Annotated in this window: 31 protein-coding genes and 3 pseudogenes; 6 read left to right on the top strand and 28 right to left on the bottom strand. The window is 32.4% G+C overall.

Annotated features, from left to right (window positions below):
* Positions 1–13: 13 nt before the first annotated feature.
* Together FH036_RS03390 and FH036_RS03385 are read right to left on the bottom strand one after the other, a co-directional pair.
* Entirely contained in the window at positions 14–322 is a 309-nt protein-coding gene (locus FH036_RS03390) for a YxcD family protein (RefSeq protein ID WP_000447750.1), read from the bottom strand.
* Complete coding sequence (locus FH036_RS03385; RefSeq protein ID WP_139895343.1) at positions 310–759, bottom strand: hypothetical protein; 450 nt, start codon at positions 757–759, stop codon at positions 310–312. Before FH036_RS03385 ends, FH036_RS03390 begins: the two co-directional genes overlap by 13 nt.
* Positions 760–1,018: 259 nt before the next feature.
* On the opposite strand from FH036_RS03385, the gene FH036_RS03380 reads away from it, so the two are divergent.
* Positions 1,019–1,783: a DUF1836 domain-containing protein gene (locus FH036_RS03380; RefSeq protein WP_000447235.1), complete on the top strand. Its 765-nt coding sequence runs from the start codon at positions 1,019–1,021 to the stop codon at positions 1,781–1,783.
* 174 nt (positions 1,784–1,957) lie between these two features.
* Here FH036_RS03380 and FH036_RS03375 read toward each other — a convergent pair whose 3' ends face one another.
* The 3 genes and pseudogenes from FH036_RS03375 to FH036_RS26960 all read right to left on the bottom strand — a co-directional run bounded on the left by FH036_RS03375 (position 1,958) and on the right by FH036_RS26960 (position 3,005).
* Positions 1,958–2,455, bottom strand: coding sequence for a GNAT family N-acetyltransferase (locus FH036_RS03375; RefSeq protein WP_000262121.1), 498 nt, complete (start codon positions 2,453–2,455; stop codon positions 1,958–1,960).
* A gap of 18 nt (positions 2,456–2,473) precedes the next feature.
* Positions 2,474–2,899 (bottom strand): annotated as a pseudogene (locus FH036_RS03370) (HD domain-containing protein); the annotation flags it as partial.
* Positions 2,847–3,005: a hypothetical protein gene (locus FH036_RS26960; protein ID WP_164860971.1), complete on the bottom strand. Its 159-nt coding sequence runs from the start codon at positions 3,003–3,005 to the stop codon at positions 2,847–2,849. The pseudogene FH036_RS03370 and the gene FH036_RS26960, both read right to left, overlap by 53 nt.
* A 269-nt stretch (positions 3,006–3,274) precedes the next feature.
* Between FH036_RS26960 and uptA the strand changes: the two genes are divergently transcribed.
* Positions 3,275–3,880, top strand: coding sequence for an undecaprenyl phosphate transporter UptA (gene uptA / locus FH036_RS03365; RefSeq protein ID WP_139895342.1), 606 nt, complete (start codon positions 3,275–3,277; stop codon positions 3,878–3,880).
* A 34-nt stretch (positions 3,881–3,914) separates the two neighbouring features.
* Here the strand turns inward: uptA and FH036_RS03360 are convergent, their stop codons facing one another.
* The gene (locus FH036_RS03360) at positions 3,915–4,403 is read right to left on the bottom strand and encodes a DinB family protein (protein WP_000711952.1); all 489 of its coding nucleotides are present in this window, start codon (positions 4,401–4,403) and stop codon (positions 3,915–3,917) included.
* Positions 4,404–4,543: 140 nt separating this feature from the next.
* Here FH036_RS03360 and FH036_RS03355 point away from each other — a divergent pair, with 140 nt between their 5' ends.
* Positions 4,544–4,768 carry a hypothetical protein gene (locus FH036_RS03355; protein WP_000558704.1) on the top strand — a complete coding sequence of 75 codons (225 nt, stop codon included), beginning with the start codon at positions 4,544–4,546 and terminating at the stop codon, positions 4,766–4,768.
* A 35-nt stretch (positions 4,769–4,803) separates the two neighbouring features.
* Here FH036_RS03355 and dltD read toward each other — a convergent pair whose 3' ends face one another.
* The 9 genes and pseudogenes from dltD to FH036_RS27340 form a co-directional block, all read right to left on the bottom strand.
* The gene (dltD, locus tag FH036_RS03350) at positions 4,804–5,985 is read right to left on the bottom strand and encodes a D-alanyl-lipoteichoic acid biosynthesis protein DltD (protein ID WP_139895341.1); all 1,182 of its coding nucleotides are present in this window, start codon (positions 5,983–5,985) and stop codon (positions 4,804–4,806) included.
* 266 nt (positions 5,986–6,251) lie between these two features.
* On the bottom strand, positions 6,252–6,779 hold the full coding sequence (locus tag FH036_RS03345; protein ID WP_138321875.1) for a GNAT family N-acetyltransferase: 528 nt from the start codon (positions 6,777–6,779) through the stop codon (positions 6,252–6,254).
* Between the two features lie 117 nt (positions 6,780–6,896).
* Positions 6,897–8,519 (bottom strand): peptide ABC transporter substrate-binding protein, encoded by a 1,623-nt coding sequence (locus tag FH036_RS03340; RefSeq protein WP_139895340.1) that lies wholly within the window; start codon positions 8,517–8,519, stop codon positions 6,897–6,899.
* A 20-nt stretch (positions 8,520–8,539) separates the two neighbouring features.
* Positions 8,540–9,541, bottom strand: coding sequence for a C40 family peptidase (locus FH036_RS03335; protein ID WP_000755453.1), 1,002 nt, complete (start codon positions 9,539–9,541; stop codon positions 8,540–8,542).
* 39 nt (positions 9,542–9,580) lie between these two features.
* Complete coding sequence (locus tag FH036_RS03330; RefSeq protein ID WP_139895339.1) at positions 9,581–10,642, bottom strand: dipeptide epimerase; 1,062 nt, start codon at positions 10,640–10,642, stop codon at positions 9,581–9,583.
* A gap of 143 nt (positions 10,643–10,785) precedes the next feature.
* Positions 10,786–11,112 (bottom strand): DUF3870 domain-containing protein, encoded by a 327-nt coding sequence (locus FH036_RS03325; protein WP_000271328.1) that lies wholly within the window; start codon positions 11,110–11,112, stop codon positions 10,786–10,788.
* Positions 11,113–11,371: 259 nt separating this feature from the next.
* Complete coding sequence (locus FH036_RS03315) at positions 11,372–11,728, bottom strand: FtsB family cell division protein (protein ID WP_001228722.1); 357 nt, start codon at positions 11,726–11,728, stop codon at positions 11,372–11,374.
* A gap of 388 nt (positions 11,729–12,116) precedes the next feature.
* Positions 12,117–12,713, bottom strand: a complete 597-nt coding sequence (locus FH036_RS03310; protein WP_139895338.1) for a DJ-1/PfpI family protein — start codon at positions 12,711–12,713, stop codon at positions 12,117–12,119.
* Positions 12,710–12,796: pseudogene (locus tag FH036_RS27340) on the bottom strand (ankyrin repeat domain-containing protein); the annotation flags it as partial. The pseudogene FH036_RS27340 and the gene FH036_RS03310, both read right to left, overlap by 4 nt.
* Before the next feature lie 152 nt (positions 12,797–12,948).
* Between FH036_RS27340 and FH036_RS03300 the strand changes: the two are divergent.
* Positions 12,949–13,347 (top strand): cytidine deaminase, encoded by a 399-nt coding sequence (locus FH036_RS03300; RefSeq protein ID WP_044792122.1) that lies wholly within the window; start codon positions 12,949–12,951, stop codon positions 13,345–13,347.
* Between the two features lie 256 nt (positions 13,348–13,603).
* Here the strand turns inward: FH036_RS03300 and FH036_RS03295 are convergent, their stop codons facing one another.
* The 3 genes from FH036_RS03295 to FH036_RS03285 all read right to left on the bottom strand — a co-directional run bounded on the left by FH036_RS03295 (position 13,604) and on the right by FH036_RS03285 (position 15,269).
* Positions 13,604–13,834, bottom strand: coding sequence for a hypothetical protein (locus FH036_RS03295; protein WP_000789033.1), 231 nt, complete (start codon positions 13,832–13,834; stop codon positions 13,604–13,606).
* A gap of 203 nt (positions 13,835–14,037) precedes the next feature.
* Positions 14,038–14,301 (bottom strand): hypothetical protein, encoded by a 264-nt coding sequence (locus FH036_RS03290; RefSeq protein ID WP_098222009.1) that lies wholly within the window; start codon positions 14,299–14,301, stop codon positions 14,038–14,040.
* A 203-nt stretch (positions 14,302–14,504) separates the two neighbouring features.
* A complete protein-coding gene (locus FH036_RS03285; protein ID WP_139895337.1) occupies positions 14,505–15,269 on the bottom strand; it encodes a class I SAM-dependent methyltransferase in 765 nt (254 codons plus the stop codon).
* Between the two features lie 205 nt (positions 15,270–15,474).
* Here FH036_RS03285 and FH036_RS03280 point away from each other — a divergent pair, with 205 nt between their 5' ends.
* Positions 15,475–15,753 (top strand): hypothetical protein, encoded by a 279-nt coding sequence (locus FH036_RS03280; protein ID WP_139895336.1) that lies wholly within the window; start codon positions 15,475–15,477, stop codon positions 15,751–15,753.
* Between the two features lie 57 nt (positions 15,754–15,810).
* On the opposite strand, the gene FH036_RS03275 is transcribed toward FH036_RS03280, so the two are convergent.
* The 3 genes from FH036_RS03275 to FH036_RS03265 all read right to left on the bottom strand — a co-directional run bounded on the left by FH036_RS03275 (position 15,811) and on the right by FH036_RS03265 (position 19,799).
* On the bottom strand, positions 15,811–17,604 hold the full coding sequence (locus FH036_RS03275; RefSeq protein WP_044792117.1) for a Xaa-Pro dipeptidyl-peptidase: 1,794 nt from the start codon (positions 17,602–17,604) through the stop codon (positions 15,811–15,813).
* Between the two features lie 178 nt (positions 17,605–17,782).
* Positions 17,783–19,159, bottom strand: a complete 1,377-nt coding sequence (locus tag FH036_RS03270) for a sensor histidine kinase (protein WP_001037281.1) — start codon at positions 19,157–19,159, stop codon at positions 17,783–17,785.
* On the bottom strand, positions 19,152–19,799 hold the full coding sequence (locus tag FH036_RS03265; protein ID WP_000865973.1) for a response regulator transcription factor: 648 nt from the start codon (positions 19,797–19,799) through the stop codon (positions 19,152–19,154). The genes FH036_RS03270 and FH036_RS03265 overlap by 8 nt, the downstream gene beginning before the upstream one ends.
* Positions 19,800–19,920: 121 nt before the next feature.
* Here FH036_RS03265 and FH036_RS03260 point away from each other — a divergent pair, with 121 nt between their 5' ends.
* The gene (locus tag FH036_RS03260) at positions 19,921–20,340 is read left to right on the top strand and encodes a hypothetical protein (protein ID WP_139895335.1); all 420 of its coding nucleotides are present in this window, start codon (positions 19,921–19,923) and stop codon (positions 20,338–20,340) included.
* A 55-nt stretch (positions 20,341–20,395) separates the two neighbouring features.
* Here FH036_RS03260 and FH036_RS03255 read toward each other — a convergent pair whose 3' ends face one another.
* The 7 genes and pseudogenes from FH036_RS03255 to FH036_RS03225 all read right to left on the bottom strand — a co-directional run.
* On the bottom strand, positions 20,396–20,845 hold the full coding sequence (locus tag FH036_RS03255; RefSeq protein ID WP_138321868.1) for a GNAT family N-acetyltransferase: 450 nt from the start codon (positions 20,843–20,845) through the stop codon (positions 20,396–20,398).
* Between the two features lie 220 nt (positions 20,846–21,065).
* The gene (locus FH036_RS03250; RefSeq protein ID WP_139895334.1) at positions 21,066–21,770 is read right to left on the bottom strand and encodes an alpha/beta hydrolase; all 705 of its coding nucleotides are present in this window, start codon (positions 21,768–21,770) and stop codon (positions 21,066–21,068) included.
* Positions 21,771–22,051: 281 nt separating this feature from the next.
* The gene (locus FH036_RS03245) at positions 22,052–22,711 is read right to left on the bottom strand and encodes an HAD family hydrolase (RefSeq protein WP_138321864.1); all 660 of its coding nucleotides are present in this window, start codon (positions 22,709–22,711) and stop codon (positions 22,052–22,054) included.
* Positions 22,712–22,730: 19 nt separating this feature from the next.
* The gene (locus FH036_RS03240; protein ID WP_138321862.1) at positions 22,731–23,432 is read right to left on the bottom strand and encodes a 5'-methylthioadenosine/adenosylhomocysteine nucleosidase; all 702 of its coding nucleotides are present in this window, start codon (positions 23,430–23,432) and stop codon (positions 22,731–22,733) included.
* A 17-nt stretch (positions 23,433–23,449) separates the two neighbouring features.
* Positions 23,450–24,199, bottom strand: coding sequence for a WecB/TagA/CpsF family glycosyltransferase (locus FH036_RS03235; protein ID WP_138321860.1), 750 nt, complete (start codon positions 24,197–24,199; stop codon positions 23,450–23,452).
* Positions 24,200–24,211: 12 nt separating this feature from the next.
* Positions 24,212–25,786, bottom strand: a complete 1,575-nt coding sequence (locus FH036_RS03230; RefSeq protein WP_139895333.1) for a M3 family metallopeptidase — start codon at positions 25,784–25,786, stop codon at positions 24,212–24,214.
* A gap of 163 nt (positions 25,787–25,949) precedes the next feature.
* Positions 25,950–26,069, bottom strand: a pseudogene (locus tag FH036_RS03225) (SHOCT domain-containing protein); the annotation flags it as partial.
* Between the last annotated feature and the right edge of the window lie 6 nt (positions 26,070–26,075).

Here is a 26,075-nt window from a genome sequence, read left to right as displayed (position 1 = left end):
ACAGCTCTTTTTCCTACTCATCTGAGTTATTAAATTTCGCTAATGCGTAAATGCCTTCTTCATCATCTAATTCAAGTTGTAATCTTGCCGCAAATGAATTGACATTATATTCTCTGTCCAGTAATAAGCGTAGTGCTTCGATTAAGTTCGCTTGAATTAAAATTTGCTGGCGACCATTTACCTCTACTTCAGCAGAGAAACCGTAGTCATCGTCGTACATGAGTTCAACTAAAACTTCTTCTGGGCCAACTTGTCTTTTTTCAGCAATATATATGCAAAGCGCATTTATTAATTCTTGTTCAGAAATTTTTATTGTTTCCATGCTACTTCATCTTCCTTTTTCTTACGTTGATCTTTGAAGTATTTAAATGCACGAACTGCTAACATTACGATACCAGCCATTACTAACATATTTACCATAAACGCTAATACAGAACCAAGAGCTCCCATATTTGCAAATAAGCTACCCATTAGTAAACCACCGAGACCACCTAGTAATAAACCTTTCATAAAGCTTCCTTTATTACTTTTTGGTGCTGTATTTGTTGCTTTTGTTTTTGAATCTGGAGTCGTTTTTTGAGAATTTACATTTGAATCTTTTTTGTTTAAATCAACTTTTGATTTTTGACCTGAACTTGGTGTAAATGATTTTTTACCAGATTTGTAACTTTTCGCTGCTGCGTGGTCTACAAACATAAAGCTACTAGCACCAAAGATAACCATGAATGCTGTCATGACTGCTACAAGTTTTTTCAACATATTATATCCATTCTCCTTTTATATAGATATATGTGAAATCTACCTTTCTAGTAAATTCAGAATGATAGATTTGTTTTTAAAAACATTTTAAAGGTTCTTATGAACTTATTATATGAACTTTTGTCGAAATATGCAAGTATTATTTACTTCCGACAGTTTGGTGACAAAGGAAAAATTAAGCAAAACAGAATTGACTTTAAATGAAACAAAACATATTATAGGTTCATAAGAACTTTTTATTATTTTTGGAGGTGAAAAGATGGAAACATTTCATCTCACACGAAACGAAATGGCTACCCTTCTTCTATCATTAAGAGGATGGAATACGAAAAAGCCTCTCGGTATTTTACAAGAAGCATGGGCGAAGTCACATAAAAAAGATATTGAAAGCGGACAAAGCGTAACTGCTTTTATTACTACCGCACTTTCACCTATTTTTGAAAAACTAATTAAGATTGAAGATACGGACGTTGGTTTTTCATTAAATGAAATAGTTGCGCTTGGAAATCAAATTGAAAACACAAGTTTCTCAGTAACGGCCATGCAAAACTGGGTGAAACGAGATATAAAAGAAATGATTGGCTCTCCTCAAAAAGGAAAAAAATATTCAATTGAACAAGCAGCCTTACTATTCATTGTCGAAGATTTAAAAACAGCACTTGATTTTGAATCCATTCGTAAGCTATTACGCCTTATCGTAAATGACCCAGCCGATCGAAGTGATGACTTAATCAATCCTGTTCATTTATATGGAGCATACTCTTCCCTATTTGAAGAACTCAATCAAGGGAATTGCTTACAACTAAATGCAACAGATACAATCCATACAATTGAAAACATCGTAAAAGAAAGAGCTGATAAAATTGCAAGCAAGTTCGATCAAGTTAACAACGAACAACGCGAAGCAATTCGTAACGCCATTATTATCGCCACACTTTCTGTACATACCGCTTATGTACAAATGTTAGCGAAACGTTACGTAACAGCAACGTTATTTTTACAAAATTTAGATGTGAAACCGTAAAAAAACAAGCATCCCCCTATCTTATATGTAGAACTGGGAGATGCTTGTTTTTTATATCAATATAAGATGCAAAAATCGTTTACATATAAGTTTCATTTTTTATGTTTCATGTATTTTATTCACTCTCCCTAATTCACGCTATATTCAGAATTAAATGCACACGCTTTTTTCTTTCTATACTGTTTCCTCTTTCTTAACTCTACGCATTTCGTACACTTTCACTTCATTCTCCACATACAATTTTACTTTTTCAAATCCAGCTTTCTCATAACAACGAATCGCCCTCTTGTTATCTTCCCTAACTTGCAATAGAACTGCTTCTATATCAGGGTCTAAAAATGATTTATTAATAAAATACTTTGTAATCTCCGTCCCAAGCCCTTTTGAATATAACTTCGAAACGCCAATGAGAATAGAGTATTCCATCACATATGTATCATCATATTTCGTCTTTTTTAATCCGACCCTCCCTATTACTTCATCCTTCACTACTATTACATGATAACTTGCATAAGAACGCGACAATTTTTCAGTCCAGTACTCACGAAGCTCTTCGATTGTATATCGCTTAAATGGTTTTATATCCGCTATGTTATGTAATTCTTCATCGTTATACCATTCTAATATAACTGGTAAATCATCCATTTCTAAAAGACGTTCTTTCCAAACCATATTTCCACCTCATCCATTTTAAATTGAATATGCATATTCTTTTTTAGGTAACCTTACTATCTCTCGAATAAAAAGGGATTTTTCTACAATGTCCTCTAACTGCTCCTCACTATAGACGTAAATACCACCTACATATGAACTGTACACCTTTTTCTCAGTTATTATCGCTAAATTGTTGTTTTCCTTTTTAAAATCACCCTCTACTCCTTTTTGAAATGATAAACTTTTAGCACCTGAAAAATAAAGTTGAATTAACGCCACTAATTGTTTGTCCTCTGATTTTGCAAAGCACTGAATTTCATGTAAAATCATTTCATCTTGTAATGGAAGAAAGTCTTCTACTAATAAATCTTCTTTATAAAAGAAATTTTGTAATTCAGGAGTATAGAACTTAAGATTTTTTTCCATTACCTTTCGAAAAATGGATTGCAACAATATGTCCTTGTTGTTTAATACACGCCAACCTTTGAAATGCTTTTGTATCTATCAATTGAAGAATATATCTATCCTGAATAGATATTGGTCCATAAATCGGATCTGTAATATACATACATTCTCCTCCTATTTTTGTAAATTAAAGACCTATACAATTATACTTAATTTTCAGTCTATTATCATTAGTATATGAGAAATTTTTAATAACCTTTTCATTACCTCTTCAGGAAAACCGAGCTTACATACTTTACTTATAAGAGACATAAAAGAATTGAAATAGCAATCCTCTATACAAATAAGGTATAATCTACACATAGTGAATCTTTTATGTTATTAAGTATAAGGTTCACCTATTCAAAAATACATAAACTAGAAGGTGCAACAATGGTAAGTAGTTTTATTCATTCAGTATTAACGTTTTTTGAGGGATTAGGTTATTGGGGCATTATGCTTGGACTTATGATTGAGATTATCCCAAGTGAGATTGTCCTTGCTTATGCGGGATTCCTAGTATTCAATGGTAGTATCTCATTTGTGGGTGCAGTTGTATTCGGTACAATTGGCGGCGTTATTGCTCAAATCTTTATTTATTGGCTTGGACGATATGGTGGACGACCTATATTAGAACGATACGGAAAATATATTTTCATTCATAAAAAACATATTGATGCAGCTGAAGATTGGTTTAACCGTTACGGAACTGGTGTAATTTTCACTGCCCGCTTTATTCCAGTAGTGCGTCATGCGATTTCAATTCCTGCTGGCATTACAAAAATGCCATTATTACGTTTCACTACATTAACAGCACTTGCAATCATTCCTTGGTCTATCATTTTCATTTATTTAGGTGAAAAACTAGGTGAGAATTGGGAGAATATTAACGATGTTGCAGGACCGTATGTGAAATCGTTCGCAATAGGTGGCATCATACTTATTCTCTTATACTTCGTCATTAAAAAATGGACAAAAAAACGTAAAAAGCTTGCTTAAAATAATAAAAACCGCTAAAAATTCATTACGAATGTTAGCGGTTTTTATTATAGACTGGATTATGTATTAAAAATTGGATTATTTCTTCTTTGTGTTTTAAGTCATGATGAATGAGTGATGAAAAATAATGATTCAGCCTTACTTTTTTAATACCAATTTGAAAGTCATTATAAAAATTATCGGTAGGAATCCGCTCAATTTCGTCTACTAATTGTTTACGGGTATAGCTAAACTGGTTGATAAGCTCTTCTCTTAAAATTCCAGATCTCGCATATTTTATTGCTCCCTTATTCATTTCCTCAACATCTATTGGAACATTTGGTACAGATCGTCCACTTATAAAGTATGGAATTCTATGCTTTATTAAAAACGTATCCCAAACGATAAAATGTGAAATCACATCTGCAATTCCCCACGAACCATTTTTAAATGATCGAAGCCACATATCATCACTTAATCCCTTCAATGTTTGACACCATTCTATTATATTTAATTTTTCTTCCAAAATATTCTCTTTCTTCATTATTCAATCCTTTCTCGCACTTATAATTCATTCATATTAATATCTTCTAGAAATTGTATAAAAAGCCTTCATACTTATGTGGATAAGCTACAATTCACTCATTCATTTCGTATATTATCTCAAAAAGGAGTGATTCCCCTATGCATTGGCAACAAAAAATACAATACTTAATCGGACGCCCTATCGGCATTTCCTTCATTAATGGCCAAGGAACTTCTGGTGTATTATGTTCAGCACATGATGGTCAATTATATGTGTATGAATACCTTTACCAAGCGCAATTCGCAATGAAGCATTATGATTTTAGACAAATTCAAGATATACATGCCTTCCCGAATTGCCCACATCAAAATACTCTATACTAAAAAAGGAACAGCTTATAGCCGTTCCTTCTTCACGCTTATTTTTCACTATAAAAGTTTTGCACTGCTTCATCAAAGTAAATCCAGCCTTTCCAGCCTAAATGAATTGTATCTTTTAAGAAATACTTATCATATTCATGGCCAGAGAAATCAACTACTGGGTATCCTGCTTTCTCAACTTGTTCTCGAACTTTTTTATAATACACTTCACGGCGTTCTTTCGGGAAGCCAGTATAATCATACCAAGGCCCGTTTACAGGTACAGAAATAAAGAGTGGTTTGACATTTTTCTCTTTAAATAAATCTAAAATAATTTGCAAATCACCATATTCTGGTGATTCATCATATGTTTCATTTGCTCTAAAGTTTTTTAAACCTTTTAGTTTTTTCTTCAGATTATTCTTATGATAATAGGGATTTTCAATTCCGAATGTATTTGTAGTAGACTCAGCCTTCCCTTCTTGTTCTGCATGTTTACGTGCATCTACCCAAGAAATTGAACGTAATCCCATATTTGTTTTTTCTTTCATCGGTTCAATCTTAAATAAGGAGTTAAATAAATCTCTATGATCTAAAATATTTCGATGCATATAAGCAAGTGGTTTAACCAATCCTGCTTTTATGTTATGTTTCGTATCATTATATACAATACCTTCTAATGAATTTTTTAATATATCATCTTCTTGAACAACTGTATAATCTAAAAGTCGTTTCGCAATTTGCTTCTTCATTTCAAAATTTATTTTATCGTTAAAAATAAAATGATATGCTTGTTGCTTCGAGAAGTTGTTCGTAAAATCCCCTTGTGATACCCCAGTCTTTGTAAACCATTGTGGTGATAAAACAAAGACTACTTTTTTACCTTCTAACTCATCCATTGTAGATGTCATATTTAATATATGAGCTAAACTTTGTGTACCGCCAATCCCAATTAAATATGGCGTAAAACCAGCGGGATTTACTTTGAAATAATTAGACGGATGATATGCATCCATTCGTAAAAATTCAGATGAACCGTACATCGGTAAATACTGCGAATTCTCTAACATTTTCTGTTGCAAGAATACACTTTGTAATTTTTCTTTTTGTAAGGAAGTTGCCGCATCTTCTACTTTCTTATCACTAATAAGTGATACTAAACTTTTCGATGGAATGAGTATGATAATGAAAAAAAGTACACACGCTAAAATTATCGGACCAAAAGCATGCTTCATTTTCATCGTCTCTTCCTCTTTCTCTCGCTATTAAATTGTAACCCTTGTCTTTGACACGCCATCATTTCTCTCCTTTTTCTCTATACATGTTCCATTCTATTTATCTATTATATACATGTATGTATTTCTTTCCTTGTTCTATTAAGTCCTATATTTAGCACAAGAAAATGTTTCCATAGAAACACGTTAATTATACAAGATTCTACATACATTTCACACTGGAATTTGAGTAATAATTTTATTTTTAAACAGTTAAAAAACATAAAAAATGTCTATAATTTATCCAATGATGTCTTGAGTTCAAAGTACGATAATAAACGGACACTATGATCAACATCATGAGTATATGTGAAACCTAAATTTCGTAAAAGTTTTTTCGAATTCTCATTTTCTACTTTTACTCTAGCAATTATTCTTTTTTCATTCATCATCTCTTTTGCATATTGAATGGACGCCTTTGCTGCTTCTGACGCATAGCCATTTCCCCAATACTCCGGATCAAGTAAATACATAATTTCTATTTCACCTGTTTCATCTATTTTTCTTAAACCGCAATGTCCTAAAAGCTTCCCTGTATTTCTATTAACTAACAACCATACCCCAAAATCATAATGTTCCCAATGTGATATTAGTTGCATAATATAGTCCTTTGCTTCTCCCTTTGACATTCCCCTTGATTTAGCAAGCCATTTGCCAACAGCCTCTTCTTTTACTATGCTATAAAATTGTTCAACATCTTCTATAAGTGGCTTTCTCATAAATAACCTTTTTGTATATATTACTTTCTTTTCTTCAAACATAAAACTTCATTCCCCTCCAAAGTTTTATACAGTCTAGTAAATTATACCATGTACTATTTACCCGACTTTAACTAAAAAAACAGACTACCACAAACGTGGAGTCTGTTGTCTCATCCTTTATTTTTGTACATCTGCCCATTTTAAGCTTGTTGCTGGTCCAAATTGATGTACGTATAAATCTTTCACATATGGCTTTTGTAAGTACGATAATCCGCGCTGGAATACGGGAGCAATTACCGCATCATCCAGCAACATTTTTTCAGCATCTTGCAGTGCTTTCCAACGAGCTTTTTCATCATTACCTAATTCTGTTTTAATCTTCTTAATTAACGCATCATATTCTGGATTCGTATATTCAGTATTGTTCACACTGCTTCCAGAAAGAAATACTTCTAAGTAAGTCATTGGATCTGGATAATCCGGTAACCAGCGTGATAGTGACATTTCATATTCTTTCTTCTTCTCTAACGCTAGTTTTTGCGTATGCGGTTGTAATTTTACATTTACCTTTAAGCCTGGTAAGTTTTTCTCTAGCTCTTCTTTAATGTATTCTCCTACTTTTTTGAAGTTTTCTAAATCATAGTTTAATAACTCAAGCGTTACTTCATTTGTACCAGTCTCTTGCTTCGCCTTTTCCCAATATTCTTTCGCCTGTTTTACATCCGTTTTATTAAACTCACCTGCTGTACTTCTAAAATCTTTTTTATCTGGACCTTTTAAAAATCCTTTTGGCACGTAATAGTTTGCAGCAACCGATCCATCATTTAAAAATGAAGTCGCAAGTCCTTTCTTATCAAACACTGTACTTAGTGCAAGACGTGCATTTTTATTTTTAAGAATCGGCACATTTTCATTAAATCGGAAGAAGTACATAACTGGATCTGTATATTGTTTTAGCTCTTTATTATTTTTATATTTATCTACGAATTCTGTAGAAATGACAGCTCTATCAACTTTATCTGTTTCATATAAATTTACCGCAGTTGAAATTTCTTTAACAATTTGATAGTTTACTTCATCTAGCTTCACTTCTTTTTTATCCCAATACTTATCGTTTTTCTTCATCGTAAAACTAGCTTCATGCTTCCAATCAGATAATGTAAATGGCCCATTATATACCGTTTTATTTGCTTCTAATCCATATTTATCGCCTTGCTCTTTCGCATATTTCTCGTTAATTGGATAGAAGGACGGTAAAATAAGTAGTTTCGTAAAATACGGTACAGGATGTTCCAACTCTACAACGAACGTTTTATCATCCTTCGCTTTTACTCCTAATTCCTCTAACCCTAGTTGTTTCTTATTTATTTTCTCCGCATTTTTCACATCGTACGCAATGTATGCATATTGAGAAGCAGTATCCGGATTAATAAGCTGCTTCCAAGCATATACGTAATCTTGCGCTGTTACTGGATCTCCGTTAGACCACTTCGCATCACGCAAGTGGAATGTATATGTTTTCCCATCTTTACTCACTTCATATTTTTGTGCTCCAGCCTCAATCACTTCATCGTTTTTCGATAAGCGGAATAATCCTTCCATGACGTTATTTAAAACGTTAAATGATACTGCATCTGTTACTTTCCCTGAATTTAATGACGGAATTTCACCCGTTTCTAGTAACTGTAATACTTTCTTCTCATCTTTCGGCTTTGTCGTTGTTTTTTCTTTTGCGCAGCCAACTAAAATTGAAGAAACGAATAGAGTACTAACTAATGAGTAGCGAACAAATTTTTTCATTTGAAAACCCCCTCTATTTTTTAAGGTAAGTAACGACGAGCACCAGCGTATTCTTCTATATATCCAGGTGTATTTAACGGTATAATCTCTACTGATCTTTCAGCTCTTGGTGAGTGAATCATATTTCCGTCACCAATATACATTCCCACATGATGGACACTACCTTTCCCTTGATCATATGCAAAGAAGATTAAATCTCCTTTTTGTAAATTTTCTTTATCCACTGCAACTCCATTTCTCGATTGCGGACCAGAATCTCGTGGAATTGTAATACCGTGCGATTTATAAATCGTATGTGTAAATCCAGAGCAATCAAATCCGAAACCACTTGTACCAGCCCAAATGTACGGTAATCCTAAAAACATTTTCCCTGTGTTTATTAAATCATCGGCCGTCGGGGTTGGAATATCATTTTGAGAACGGTAAACCGTTCCATCATTTTTTCGTAGCCAAGCTTTCTGCCCATTTGGTAGCAACACGCGGTATGAAATCGTATCTTCACTAAGTAGCGGCAGTCGCGTATTATAGCTCACTTCAAGCGATTTATGTTTTTCAGAAGGATTTATATATAAAATGGCTGTCGGTTTTGTTACTAATACGAAAGGTTCATTTGTTTTATCTGCAAATTCTTGATTATATGTTAACTGTTTTTCAGGCATCCATCCTGGGTAGCCTTCTTCATTTCGAGGTGTTGGCTGACCATGGACTAACACTTTCACCCAATCCCCTTTTTTATCTACAACTGTTACTTCTTGGCCTAATAACGCTTGCGTTTCTAATTTATTTGCACTTGTTAACCAAAGTTTCTCATCAAGCGTCATCGATTTCGTCCACTTCCACAAATCAACTGGATTTGTAGCACTTGGTGCATCAATTGGCCGTAATGAATCAGGCGTGGTCCAAAGTGTTGCAGCAGATACATCGATAAAAGCCTTACTATCTTTCTTTTCTTCAGCATTTGCTGATGTAAACGATGAAAATATAAATAAAGTTGTTAAAAATGCAGTTCCTACTTTTTTCATACATATCCCCCTTAAAAGATAATTTACTAGTCTCTTCTCCTAAGATTTACTATTCACTGTCGATTGAAGGTTTACCTTTGATCCAGAATAAGTCATTCCTTCCGGTTCTTCCATTAACCAAAGCGGTGCATCAAGATCGAAGTAATGAATATTAGGATGTGCAGCAGCTAAATGTGCAACAGCGCTAACAGAAAGTGAAGATTCCATCATACTACCGACCATACATTTTACACCAGCTGCTTCTGCAATATCGGCAATACGCCACGCTTCGCGAATGCCACCACATTTCATTAATTTAATATTGATTAAGTCTGCATATCTTCCTTGCACAATTTTTAATGCATCACTCGCTGAAAATATGCTTTCATCTGCCATAATAGGCGTTTGTACATGATCTTTGACGTACTTTAATCCATCCCAATCTTTCGCATGAACAGGTTGTTCAATAAATTCAATATTTAAATTGCGATTTTCCATCTCTTTAATGATAGAAACTGCCTCTTTTGGATTCCACCCTTGATTTGCATCTAATCGTAACGTCGTATTTTTTGGTACGCTATTTCGAATCGCTTCAATACGTTCTAAGTCTAAGTGTGCAGATTTCCCCACTTTAATTTTTAAAGTTTGAAATCCTTTTTCTACATGTTGCTTTGCCTCTTTCGCCATAATGAACGGTTCATCTACACTTACAGTAATATCTGTGTGAATTTCTTTTTTTCCACCTAATAATGCGTAAAGTGGAACGTTATGATACTGACAATACACATCATATAAAGCGATATCTACCGCCGCTTTCGCACTTGGATTTCCAATACAACTCATTTGAATGTGCTGCAGAAACTGCTGAAATTGAATGATATCTTGACCAATTAAACTTGAACGCATCGGCCCTAAAATTGCTTCTTCAATCCCACTAGCGAAATCCCCTGTAATAACTGGTGTTGCAGCTGCAGCACCCTTGCCAATAATTCCTTCATCTGTATGAATATATACGTCTATACTTTCTATTTCGGTTACAGTACGAAGCGCGGTTTTAAACGGTGTATGAAGATTTACACGTCTACGATTTACTTTTACATCGGTAATTTTCATTTTGTTCATCCTTTCTTTATCTAGCAAAATAGAGCCTTAATTCTTAACTTTTTTGGATCAAAAGATCTCCGGTTGTGCTTACTTTCCATGTAGAAGGTACATGTGAAATAAAAAAATCCAGCCATAAGAAGATTCTTACGGCTGGATTTTGTCTATGAATGTGTAGACAAAGCAGCGATTTGATTATATTTTTTCTGTGCATCTTTTAATGCTACAAGTAGTGCTTTTTGAGACGAACCGAAATAACGATCTTTTATTTCCATTACTAATTCTGGGTCATTAATATTTTTATGTAGAAATAAATATTTAACGAATTGAGATGTTAATGCAATTGTCGCTGAGCAATCTGCATCTACAATTTCCCCAGTCTCCTTAACAAGTACAAACGCTACAAAATAGCTTTTAAACTTTTCGGTAATGGGATTATTTTGAGGTGCTTTCGCATCCCCTACGACATAAATTGTATTTGAAGCGTACACAGCTCTCTTCCTTTCTAATACGGGATAACGGTTTTCTTAATAGTCGTATGAGTGATAAACTCAACATGGATTAAAAAATGTATCCGCTTACCTTGTATTATAATACAATTGACAGAATTTTAACAACATTTATTTTCGTATATATTCCATAAGTACAAAAACAGCTCGAGCTCTTCATTTTTACAATATGTAATTGTTTCTTGTACCATGACATTCATACATGAAAAAACAGCTAGCTATTGCTAACTGTTCTATTACACTACTTCGGCAACACAAATATAGTTTCATTTGATTTAGAAAATTGATATTCTTTTCTCGCAAACTTTAAAATTTCTTCTTCATCGTCTGTTAAATTTTCTATGTTAGTCTTTAAAGAAGCCTTATCTTTCTTTAAAGAAACCAATTGTTTTTTTTGGTTCGTTATTGTATCTTTTTTTTCTACAATTATTTCTTGTTGTTTCGTTAAAATAAATTGAACGTACAAAGTAGCCGCCGCAATAAATATAAACATGAATATAAATCGCCTTAGTTTTTTCTTATTAATTGCTCGATTTTCATTAGACTGTGATAGTTGTTCTTGTATATTAGGAACATTTATTCGCTTGAGTTTCCTCATTATGAAATCCCCCTAACACATATATTTTCACTACCATCGGCATGATTTCTTATTAACTTTAATTCTATTCTTATAAAATAAGCTCCTTCACAAAAATATCTCACTAATTAACCAATTAAAGATAGCATTCGACGACATTTCTGTATTTTTGTTGCATTTTTTTATGTATACTGCCATAAAATAGTAGTTTCTGTTATTCTTTTTCTACTATTGTAGAAGAGTTTTTTTACATACAAAGTTCTCCTTGTTTTAACATGGTTACAAGGAGAAAAGAGATGCATTTTCGTACATTCAATAAAACTAGAATGACTGTTTAAGAGCTTAAGTTTAGAGCATAGATCATACCTATATACACTCAAAATAAGAAAAAAGCCCAATTTGGGCTTTTTTAATTTTGTAAATCAATATCATATTCCATATTTTTGGCCGTTTCTTCAGCAATCTCCACACCTAACAAATTTTTCACAATATGAAATGACATGTTAATACCAGCTGAAATTCCGGCTGATGTAATGATGTGCCCTTCATCTACAAATTTCACATTCTCCATTACTTCTACATTCGGAAAATCTTTTTTAAAAGTTTGAATACTAGCCCAATGCGTTGTGGCTTTTAAGCCATCCAGTAAACCGGCTTTTGCAAGTAATAACGCTCCAGTACAAACTGAAGTTATTAGTTTTACTTCTTTCATTTGCTGACGAATCCAATTGATTATAATATCATTTTTCACTTCATTTTCCCGTGCACCTTTACCACCTGGAATGATTAATATATCAACTGGTGGTAAATCTTCAATACTATAATCAGGCTTTACCTTTAATCCATTCCTTGCTGTAATCATTTCTCCATTTTGGCTAACTGTATAAACAGTAAATGGTTTCTCTTCATGTACTTTAGTGATAGAAAAAACTTCAAATGGCCCTGCAAAATCTAACACTTCCACCTCATTAAATAAAAATATCCCTACACTCCATTTATTCATCACACGTTCACTCCCTGTTGCAAATAATGTAAAAGGTGAGTATGACCTTTTTCTAAGGCTATATCATAGGCTGTTTTCTCATCATCACACTCTTCTATATGTTCTGTTGATTATTATATATTCCTTTTTAATTATAGTTTACATAATAATATTATCTATTTAATATCTATCTTTTATTTTAAATATTAAAATTTTTCGCTAAAATAATACTAATCATGTTTAGTATGAAGGAGAAATTATGTTACACGTAATACGTTTAAATAGTGAAGACTATGATTTAATTAAAGCGGCTGAAAAAGTAATCAAAAAAAACTATAAATATGGCTGTCATCATATCGGTTCAGCAGTACATGTTGAAGCGAATGTCGGAAGAATAACAGTATGTGGTGAAGCTATGGCAATTGGAAAATCTATTTCAGAAGGTTATCATGAATTTGATACCATTGTAGCAGTCGCTCACCCACACCCCCATGAAGATATAGAAAAATGTTGGGTTGTTGCTCCATGTGGTATGTGTCGAGAATTAATAAGTGATTACGGAAAAAATACGAACGTTATACTTTCTTATAATGGTGAACTTGTAAAATGTAACGTAATGGAATTATTACCTGAAAAGTATACAAGTGAAGTAGAATAATTATTCCAGTTTTCCATTCATCTTATAATATTATTCCAATAAAAAAAACAATCCGTTTTAAAAACGGATTGTTTTTTTTATTTCTGTTTTATGCAGTTTATTTTATTTTTCTATTTTTAAAATGATTAAATTATCATTAACAAAAATGAAATTAAAAATATTTGAGTTTATTTTATTTTTCATTTGAAAACAAAAATACATTTTCTCCTTACATTCGATAAATATTAATATAAACTCTCTAAAATCAGCAGTTTTATCATACCAATCTATAACAATTCTGTCTTCTTCCCTTACCTGTTTCCTTTAACACATATGATTTTAAAACAAGCGATGTTAATGAATCTGTTAATGTTTTATAAGATAAATTAGATAATGCTAATAGATCGTTCGTATATAACATTCTATGCTTCTCTAATAATAATAGTACTAATCGTTCAGACGGTTTTAATGCTTCATCACTTTCTAGTATAAAGTCTATATTTTTCATTTCTCTAATTATTACTCCTTATATAAAAAAATACTTACATAGCTAATTTAATATAAAAATAATACACAACAAAACTTGAGGTATATTGAAATAACACTGTTCCAAAACACTATTATACTATAACATAGAAAAAGCATTTCCCGAAATAGGAAATGCTTTTTCTATGTTACTTATTGGTTTCTTCTCAATTAATATGTTCTACCTTAAATATTTCTTGCAATATGCGGCTTACTATAATGACTTGTTCCACCGCCGCCTACTACTACTTTACCACCTTTTTCAAAAATTAATAGTTTACTTGAACCATCTGCAAGAAGTACTATGACTTCAGCATTATTACTTGTTGCTACATAAATTACATAACCACTTTTTGATATACACGTTTCCCAATTCGCATCAAATTCTGATCTTACTACACGATTGGAATACACTTGATTTTCAAATCTGTCTTGCTCTACGTTTTCCAAATTTATCACCCCTACCGCTCTAAAATATCATTTATAGAAAAATAACAGTCCTATTTAAAATAGTGACTGCCTTTAATATAAGTAGTATATGTAATTAGTAGAAAGATGCTTGGACAATGAAAACGCAATAACATGTAAGTAATATACAATTGAAATAAGGCAATCGATACTGTATCGATTGCCTTATTTTCATAAATATTTCTTTATTTTTCGTTTCGCACAGCTTCAAAAGTAAACATTTGATTTGCATTTGATGGTTCTTTTCCATAAACATAGTCAGCGGAGCAAGTAATGTTAGAGAAACCTATACTTTCTAACAGAAGTTTAAACTCTTCTATTCCATACCAGCGCAACGCGAAGCGTTGTAGTTCTGTTTGTACTAACTGTCCTTTACTCCATTTTTCATATTTTAAATAGGATAGAGTAACTTGGTTCAGCCAATCTATTTCAATTGATTTATTTTCTAATGTAATTCCGTCTCCGCTCGGCAAAGAAAAAGTCGATGTATGAATCTCTCCTGTTTTCCAGTCATGCGGAAGCATAATATCTACGATTAATCGCCCGCCTGGATTAAGATGTTCATGAAAACATTTCAATGCGTTTATCGAATCCGTACGATTTTCAATTAAACAAAAAGATCCAGTTGGAATGATAATTGCCTCATATTTATGTGGCAGTGAAAATTGTTGTAAGCTTCCTTCATATAAGTGAGGATGTAAGCTTCTCTCTTTACATCGTATGCGGCACGATTCTAGCATTTCAGGTGAATAATCTATCCCATCTACTGTAAAACCAGCTTCAAGAAGCGGGATAATGACGCGCCCTGATCCTACCGCTGCTTCGAGAATTCTTCCGGTGCATTTTTTTAAACGTTCTTCGTAATACTCAATATCACCATTTAAAGAATAACCGACAGGCTTAGTGAAATCATAAAGTTCCGTGCAAAGTTTACTATAAAAACTAAACATTTATTTTTTCCTCCGTTTTTTACGTACGGAAGATTTTCTTTCAACTAATCTTCCTGCACCTTTATTTTTAATAAAAATTCGAAAGAGCTGACTGTCATACTATATCACTCGCTTTCCATAGAATATAATTATATTGTATAATATTTCCTTTAAAATGCCAATGTAAATAATGAAAATTCAAACTCTTTACCAAAAGGAGGATATGATGAATTCATTAATTATGTTTCTTTTACTTCTTATTGCTTTTAATGCTCTAATTTTCTTTATAGCGAAGAAATATAGGCAAGTATGGAAAATATCTAGTGGTATTTTCATTCTTGCTGCCCCCATTGTTTTCTTCGCCACTTTGCAAACAATTGGCGAAAAAGTAGGCGATGGATTCGCTGGAGGTTTTGCGGCCCTTATATTTAGTGGCCTATTGATCATGAATGCAATTTTCTTATTGGTTGTAAGTATTTTTGTATCTACCAATAAAAATTCATAATAAACTCCCCCTTTCAAAATATAAAGAGCTTACTATACGGTAAGCTCTTTATACTATTTATTTCACAATTGGCAATGTCACTTCACTTAATTTTACTGTAAGCTTCGTGCCCGCTTTCGGTCTAATTGTATAATCATAGTCACTAGCCATTAAAACGACCCCTATTTGATGCCCAGCTTTAAAGACATAATCATCTGGCTGCATATCCCATGTAAATGTATAATCTTTGCCCGGTTGAATCGCCGTTGAATTTTCTATACTCTTTACGTTTTGTGGATCCATCCAGCCTCTCGTTACGATTTCCGGCTTCGTTCCTCCATAATCAACAAGTAAAGCAGTTAAATTTGATACAGATCGATCAATATTTCCTGTAATTGAAATCTTTGGTGTACCACTTATACGTGTATCTTTTTGCAGTACAGGCATTGTATACACTAATCGATTGGCTACTTCTAATTCTGGGTTTGCTATTAATTGATTTGATTTCAATTTTGCATCATCTACGAATGAGAAAACTTTATTTGCAGAACCCATACTTAATGGTAAATTAACTGCTTTGTTACTTAAATACATACGAACTTTTGACGGTACAGCTGATGGATCCGGCCAGTTTTTTAATTTTTCCCAAGTTTTATTTTCACGTTGTACATCAACCATTGGTTCATTCATAATTCCATTTTCAATTCCATACAACCAATAATCGAGCCATTTATTTTGTGTTCTTTGCCAGTCATTCGTTGATGTGCCACCATGTCCACCTTGATGTAACCACATTTTACGAGGAACATTATTTTCTCCAAGTGCATCCCACCATTGCGCGAACTGCTTCGTCTTAACATTCCAATCATTTAAACCATGAACAACAAATACGCTTGCTTTTACATTTTTAGCATCTTTTACATAATTACGTTTATCCCAAAAATCATTATAATTACCAGTTTTCCGGTCCTGTCCAGCTGTTAGCTCTTTTATTACTTGTCCGCAAACTTCAGGATTTTCTCTTGTTAGTACTGCTTCTGCCATATTATCTGTATCTTCTCCTTGGTATCCACCTGGCGCAATGACTGCACCGTTTGCACGATAATAATCATACCAACTACTAATCGCTGCGATTGGAATAATTGTTTTTAAACCTTCAACACCAGTCGTAGCAACAGCATTTGGTAACGTACCATTATAAGAAACTCCAGTCATCCCTACATTTCCTGTAGACCAATCAGCCTTTACTTCCTCACCATTTTCTTTGTATGCTTTCGCACGTCCATTTACCCAATCAATGACAGATTTCGTTCCTAGTATTTCTTGTTCGTCTCCAGTGGTCGGACATCCATCTGATTTTCCAGTTCCAATACTTTCGCCTAAAATGACTGCATAGCCTCTTGGCACATAATAATTTCCATACGAACCAAGATTAACAGCTCCATACGGTTTCCCTTCATACGCATACAATTCTTCATCTACATTATATACAGGAACATCTTTTAAACCAGCTCGATATGGACTCATTTCATATATAACAGGAACTTTCACATTTGGATCAGTTTTTGGACGCATAACTTTTACCGATACACGATCCTTTTTTCCATCTCGATCACTATCTACTTCTGTTTCTACAAATAAATTTTCAATAATCGCTTCATCAAGCGAATAAATCGGTTTTGTCATCCCATTTTCTAATTCAATTTTCGTGTTTGATTGTAACGCCTCTGAAACTTTTCCATTTAACTTCACGTCATTCTCATTTATGTAGTTTGTTTCTTTATTGTCTGCATACGCAGTCGTGCTAGAAACTCCTGATGTAATTGATAAAGATAATATTGCTGATAATGTTGCTATTTTCTTTTTCCCCATACCCTTCCCTCCCCATATATTTCTCTTTTTACTATACAGTAAAATTGCAGAAAATTCAGTTTATACTTTATACAACAACTTGAGAAATTTGTAGAACACTCTTCCAATATTATATATTCTGACTTACTACTATAAAAAACATCGTCTAATAATAGACGACGCTTCTAATAGTATTGAATTACTCATTCATCAAATTTATATAAAATCGTATTTCTCCCTCTATAGTAAATACGCCATAGTCAAAACCATGTCTTTCTAAAATACTTTTCACGATCGCTAAGCCTAGTCCTGTACCTGAATGATCTTTACTACGAGAAGATTCTAAGACGTAAAAAGGTTCCCAAATTTTATCGATATCTTTCATATGTTCAGCATTCATACCATTTTGAATTTGAAAATATACACTCTCATTTCGATCTTCTAATGTAATTTTTATATTTTGATTTGATGTATATTTTATCGCATTAGAAATTAAATTTTGGAACACCATTCTCATTTTATTTACATCTGCATAAACAATTGCATCGCCAACATTATAGTTCACTTGCAAATTAATTTCTTTCGACTCCAGTTCAATCTTATGCTTATGTAATATACTTTGGACTAGTGATTTAATAGAGAATTCTTCTTTTTGTAACACATCTCTTTCTAGTTTAGAAAATCGTAATAACTCTTCAATTAAGTTTGATATGTGATCCGATTGTTTAATGATTGTATCTATGTATGTACCATCATCTAGACCATCTTTTATTCCCATAGAATATGCTTTCACTAACGCGATTGGAGTTTTTAATTCATGGGTCACATCACCCATAAATCGTTTTAAATGTTCATTACGATCTGTTAAATCTTGATGCGCTTCCTGTAGTTTTTCACTCATGATATTAATACTAGTAGCTAAGTCTCCTATTTCATCATTCGTTTTCACTTTTGTTTTTTTAAACTGTAAACGTGAAATATCTTCTGCGACATCACTTAATTCTTTCAGCGGTGTCGTAATTGTTTTTGACAATATCCATACAAGTACGATAATGAGAAAAATCGTAATACCTAAAATGAATAAATAAAATGAGTTTAACGTTTTTATTACTTCATTCGAATGCGCGATAGAAACTCCTACTAAAATCAACATATCATCTTTCGCCATGTATTTCACAAAAAAACTAGATTTGATTTTCTCTTGATCATATATTTTATTCGAATGTCCGAATTTCTTTACTTTCATTACTTCTTCTTTTGTAATCCAAATTTTATTAAGGGCAACTCTCTTTTTTGTAAGTTGCATACGTAACTCATCATTAATATGATCTTCTGAGTCTTTTATGGATGTATACGCAATCGTAACATTCCCCTCATTTTCAATGCTCGTAATTGCTTCATCCAATTGTTCTCTCGGTATGGACTGAATTTGCGCTGTAATACCTTCTAAGCTTTCTCGTGTTTTGTAAATATTATATTTCGGTAAAAGATAGTTAATTAATAATAAAGAAATCGTAAATATAAGAATAACGGTTAAAGATATACTAAGAAATAGCTTTTTTCCAAGTTTATTCACTCTGTTCCTCCAAACTATATCCTAGCCCGCGGTGCGTCTTTATAATATTTTCTCCAACTTTTTTTCGTAATCTCCTTACATGTGTATCAACAGTTCGCTCTTCTCCAAAATAGTCAAATCCCCATACGATATCTAACAATTTTTTACGAGTTAAAATCATCCCTTTATGATTTAAAAAACATTTTATTAATTGTAGTTCTGTTTTTGTAATATCTAATTCTTTATCATTTTTATAAACTTTATTTTTCGTAAAATCAATTTTCAAATCTTGAACTTGAATGACATCATCATGCTGTATTAGCTTTTTCGCTCTAGTTATTAATACGCCTGGATGAAATGGTTTTTTTACGTACTCATCTGCCCCGCTTTGAAGAGCTGCTAATTCATCTTCGCTTTCACTTTTCGCCGTGAGCATTAATACTTTTACGCTTGAGTTTTTCTTTATTTCCTGACAAACAGTAATACCGCTATGTTTCGGCATCATCCAATCTAAAATAGCTAAATCAATTTTTTCATCATAAAATATTTGAAGTGCTTCTTCTCCATCTTTCGCTAAGAAAACTTCGAAGCCTTCTTTCTCAAAATAAGCTTTTAAAATCCTTAGCATATCTTGTTCATCATCTGCGATTAATACTTTCATACATTATCCTCCATTGCTTTTAAACAAAAATCAATTGTATCATACAACTTCTTTGTTACATGTATGTGACAGAAAAATATTTGAACCTTTTAAGGGTATAGTAAAGACGAGGTGTTGTATTATGATTAAAAAAATCTGGGTCATTACTCTTCTTTGTTTCTTATTATCAACAAATGTGTTCGCAAATAGTAATCAACAAATTGAAGTGTTTGATTGTCAAAAAGAAATGGTCGTTCAAAAACAATCTTTAGATCCAGCTATTCAAAAAAAAGCTGTTCAATATGCTAAATCCATTACTGGCCCGTTCAAAAACTTAAACGTCGTTCCAAAAGATGGTCACATGATAAAAATCCCTTTATCTAAACCAGTTTCTATTACAAATCAATGGCTACATTCAACAATTGATGAAGTACTTATTCTTCTCCCGCTTAACCAAAAACCTTATATTATGCTTTACGATGATGAAAATAATCCACATTTTTATTATGTAAAAGGTGATCCGAAGGGACTATTGAAAGAAATGAATGTGAAACATAATTGACTAGAAAAAAGAGACTTCATAAGCTTATTTTTCGAAGCAGAGGTCTCTTTTTTTACTAATATAACACTTTATAATGACTAGATCCTTTAAATAATTTCCCTTTCACAAATCCATTTGCAATATAAAACGCATCACCTTGTTTCGTATCTGTATGTAGAACAACCACTTTAAAATACTTTTCCGCATGAGATAATAGCTGCTTTAATAACAACTTCCCTAGTCCTATACAACGATGGTCCTTCGCAATATAAAATCTCCTTAATCGGCCAATCTTATTATTTTCTGAGTATGGGTCTTCATTTAACCCTCCTATTCCAATTAACTTTCCCTCTTGAAAAATGCCATATAAACATTCGCCAGTTTTATTAAATGTATTTGTTTTATTTTTATATTCACTTTTTAGCTTTATTAAGAAATTAAATCCTTCTTCTTTGCTTTCTTGAACAAGATAATTATGTTCGTATATCATTAAATCTTCTATTTGTTGAATATGTATATCTTTCAAGTGATTTCCTCCTTGATTTAAAAATACATAAAAATGCTCAAGAATTATTTATTCTGAGCATTTTTATGGTTGTTATTTTATTCAATTTGTGTCATGCGTATTTTGCACTTCAGATGTAAATCGATAATATAATTGTTTAATTGCTATACGTTTAAAACTATTTGTACTCAAATATTATATTAGTTTATTCTCAAACAGACCCAAGATAAATTATACTTCGTTAATTGATATGTTTGTGTAACCACTGTTGAAATATCTTTAACTGTTCTGCAGTATGAAAGTAATGTTCACCTGTCTCCACGACCTCTAATTCACAGCGATGTTTTTTTGTAAAATCGTTAATAATTTTAAATTCGCACAGTTCATCCTTGGCTCCATACATAATATATGTATCTATATTCCATGTATTAATAGGATGTTCTTTTACATAGCATAAATAATCCCAATATAACTTTTGACCAATCGGTGTCTCTATAGTCATTTCTTTTTGCAAAAGCTCCGGTGTTACATTAAACCATTTCATCATATTTTCGATAATTCGTTCCATATTAACTACTGGTGATAAAAATAACGCCTTTTCTATCACATCATTTTGATAAGCTAAAAGGCTAAAATACGCACCTATACTACATGCAAACACACTTATTTCTTTCCAATGTTCTTCTGCGTAATTCATAATTATAGATAATTCCCTAACACAAAACTGTACTTTGCAAGGAGTATCATCATTTTTTCTTTCTCCATGCTCAGGTAAATCAAAGCTTAATACTTGATAACCTTTTTGATTAGCTCCTTCAGCTAATATTTGAATAACTGCATCTTCTTTATTTGACATATTTCCATGTACTGCAATAAAAACTTTTTCACTTTTATCTCCCCACAAAACCGCGGGAATATTATTAATGTTAAAATTATTTTTAAGCATATTTCCTCCATAGAATAAGTCATATAGTACTTGGCAAAAAACGTACACACTTTATAATCCAAATCAAACCATTACTAATCCATCACAAATGAATACCACTATCTCTACCTCTGTATAACAGAGTCTACTTTGTATTTAACATCTTTCTTTTTCCATTTCTTCAGAAGCCACAAGTACTTATTTTAATTCCCCACTAAGCAATTTACTCTGTTAATGGAAGAAAGATTTTTAAACGACTTTATTATTTTTAGAATGATTATATTGTAATTTAAACAACTTTATTATCTCTGTATAGCAGGCAATATCCCCTTCAACTCCAGTAAATCATCTATTACTATATCAGCTTGGGCAAGTTCATCTTCTTGTGCAAAATCAAAATTACATCCAATCGCAATCAAGCCATTATCTTTAGCTGCGCTTATATCAGATAAACGATCCCCGACTACTGCTGCCTTTTTTATATCATATTTGTTCAAAATACTTTTTACTAAGTCGCTTTTATTAAGTGAGTTTATTTGTTCAATACTAAATGTTTCAGTAATCCATTGATCTAAATCATAATAAGATACGATTGCTCGTAAATATTCAGTTAAACCATTACTAGCAATATAAATGGAACAATTATTTTCTTTTATATATGCAAACACTTCTTTTACGTTCGGGTATAAAGCACCTTTTCCACTTTTAATGTTTTCGATTAGTCTTTCTAAAAAATATGCATCTGTTTGTTCTCTTATTTCAAGAGAATGATCCGGTAATAAAGCTTCCCAAACCTTCGGTAAAGGCACACCCATAATTTTACGGTATTTATCAATAGGTGTTACCGTATCCCATAATTGTAATGAACGTAAATGATCAAAAGTATCATCTAACGATAATTCTAAAATTTTATCTGTTTGAAATAACGTTCCGTCCATATCAAAAATTAATGCTTGTAACATTTCATTCTCTCCTTTTGAATTATAATACAGTTTTACTTGATATATTTTTAAGCATCTCAACGATAATTTCTGAACAATAGTTTGCGGCCGTTTTCGCGAAGTCATCATAAGAAATTTGTGCTTCATCGTCTGCACTGTCAGAAATACATCGTATTACGAGAAACGGTACTTCATTTATGTAGGCAACATGTCCTATTGCTGCACCTTCCATCTCTGTACAAAGCGGCGCATATTCATCTATTAATTTCGCTTTTAATTTTGAATCTTCAACAAAACATTCACCACTTACAATTCTTCCTTCATGAACCTCCATATGTAAACAACTACTATTGCATGCAATACGTGCTAACTCTACTAATTCCTTACTTGCGACAAATTCTTCTTGGAACGGAAATAAGTTTTTCATTTGAGTTTTACTTACATCATGATGGGTAACATTCGTTGAAATAACGATATCACCAACTTTTACATCTCGGTGTAACCCGCCAGCAACACCCGTATTGATGATAGCATCTACATCAAATTTATGAATTAACGTTTGCGTACATGCGGCTGCATTTACTTTCCCTACACCAGAACGTGTAATAATTACTTCTGTTCCCATGAATTCGCCAATGTAAAAGGGCATTCCCGCAATCGTCTGTTCCTCTTGTATAGCTAGTTTTTCTAAAAGTAAGTCTATTTCAATTTGCATTGCTCCAATAATGCCGATTCTGTTCATGGATGTACTCTCCTTTATTAATTACTCCCTTTAATTCTTTCAGACATAACCGACAATAAAAATTTCGGAAGTACGATTTGTCTCTTTAATCTTTTCGGCTGTGAGAGTAATCTATATAACCATTCAGTTCCTGTATCCCTCATAATTTTCGGTGCTCTTTTTACAGTACCAGATAATATATCGATCATACCTCCAATACCAATAGATAGTGGAACGTTTAATGTTTGCATGTTTTCATAGATGAATTCTTCTTGTTTGGGTGAACCTAGTCCTACTAGTAGTAAGTGCGGCTTAAATTGCTTAATTTTTATTTTTACTTCTTCTATTTCTTCATTATTTACAAATCCATGCTGTCCTTTAAACTGTGCTCCTGGGAACTGCTCATTTAATTTTACTAATGCCTTTTTATTACTTTCTGGCGCAGCTCCAAAAAGAAAGACACGATATTCATTGTCATTACAATACTTTATTAACTCATGAGTAATATCTGCCCCAGTAACACGTTCTTTCAGCGTTCCTTTTAATATTTTCGAGCCTATTATGACACCAATCCCATCCGCTGTTATTAAATCTGCAGAAAGTAACATCTTTTTAAACTGTTTTGATTTAGCCGTGCTTTCCTTTGCAGACATAACAATTTCAGGATTTGCAGTTACTACAAATCTTGGTTTTTCTTGTTTTTCATGTAGCCAACCTTTTAATAAACTTATAGCTTTTGCATATTCTAAAGTTGAAAAAGGTATTCCCTTTATAAGTTGGTGATCCACTATACTCTCCCCTTATATAAGCCTCAAATATTCATCAATATCTATAGAAATTTGTCTAAAAGCCTTACCCCAAAATTCATAGCTCGTTATATCTATTTCAAAATGCTTTTTCATAAGTTCTTCCACTGGAGCTTTTCCTGTTTCTCGTAAAAACTCTTTATATTTCAAGTGAAAAGTACTTTTCCTTTCTTTAGCTATTTCTAATAAACTAAAACTAACTAAATACCCAAATATGTATGGATAATTATAAAAAGGAACATCTGCTAAATAAAACTGAACATATTTCATCCAAACAAACGGCTGATATTCTGATAATGAATTTCCATATGCTTTTTCTTGCGCTACTATAGATAATTTTTCGATTTCATCAGCACTTAAAGGACTTTCTTTACATTTCTCGTAAAAGTTCTTCTCAAATTCGTACGATGCTCGAATTGCCATTACATAATTAAAACAGTTTCTTATTTTCCAGCTAAGCAATAACTTTTTCATATCTATACTATCTGTTGTTTGAATTAGATAATTTATAAGCACCGTTTCAAAGAAAATAGATGCTGATTCAGCTGTACTCATTGGCAAATAATCATCTAAAAAAGAAGAGGATTGTTCAAAACTCATATTATAAAAATGCCAAGCATGTCCTAGTTCGTGGGCAAGTACTCTTACACTATCGATACTTCCGTCATAACGCATAGAGATTCGAGATTCTTTTTCACTGAAAAAAGGAGCACAAAATCCGCCAGGTGGTTTATTCTCTCTCGGTTCTGCATCTACCCAACCACTTTCTATCGCATTACGTGTAAATTCTGCTAATTCTTCATCTATATTTTTTAATGCATCGTATATGCTTTGTACTGCTACTGAAAAAGAAATACTTACCTCATTATTTTCCTTTACTGTCATAAGTTCATACCATGTTATCGAAGTTTTTCCTTTTTTATACACGTTTAAAGCACTTACTAATTTATCTATGTTTTCTTCTGTCGCATTCCATATTTGTAATAATACAGTTTCTGAAATACCATTCACATGAAGGGACCTTGCTAAAATCTCTATATCTTCTAATGCATTGCCCTTTGTATTACGCAATCTCCCTATTTGATTTAATACAGTAGCAAAAATTTCTTTTTCCTTATATAAGGCATTTGTTAATAACTCGAATACTTCTAGTCTTTCCTTTTTATTATGACTATTCATTGCAATATGATTTGCTTGTCCAAATGATAATTGCTTATTATTGTGCTCTATTTCTATCCTATTCCTTAATTGTATGTACATATTTTCCCACGCATGAAGTTCATCTTTTATTAGCCTAGTATTATCGGTAATTTCCACTTCACTTGGTTGCTGCACTTCACTTTTTAATTCCTTTACTTTCACAGTCAATCTAGTAATATCCGATGCAACGCTTTCTTCAACTGATCGACAATACAAATAATATTCTGCTTTTTCAATAGCTTGTATAAGTTTTGAAAGAATCTCTATATCTTTTGTTACAAAATATTGTTCTTTCAACTCCAATATTGGTACTAGAATATCCCCATTTGAATACAATCGATCTAAATCCCACCTAGCAATTTCATGCATTTTTATAGCCGCCTCCTATTTTTACAAATAGTTACAGATATCTCCCGTAAAACAATTATATATGAGATAGCTAAATTTTAACATCTTGAAATATTTAGATTTTTATAACCAAAAGACTTCAACACACAAAAAAGATGATTCTGTTGGAAAAAGAATCATCTTTTTAACATCTTATATTTAGTAACTGCTTTTTCTTCGCATTAAATTCATCTTCTGTAATAACGCCCATATCTAATAATTCCTTAAATTATTTCAGCTCATCTGCTACAGAAACAGTAGCATTATCTTG

The sequence above is a fragment of the Bacillus sp. CD3-5 genome, from assembly GCF_006349665.1.
Taxonomy (GTDB): domain Bacteria; phylum Bacillota; class Bacilli; order Bacillales; family Bacillaceae_G; genus Bacillus_A; species Bacillus_A paranthracis.
Note: the sequence above shows the minus strand (reverse complement) of the source record. Positions and strands in the feature narration are given on the sequence as shown.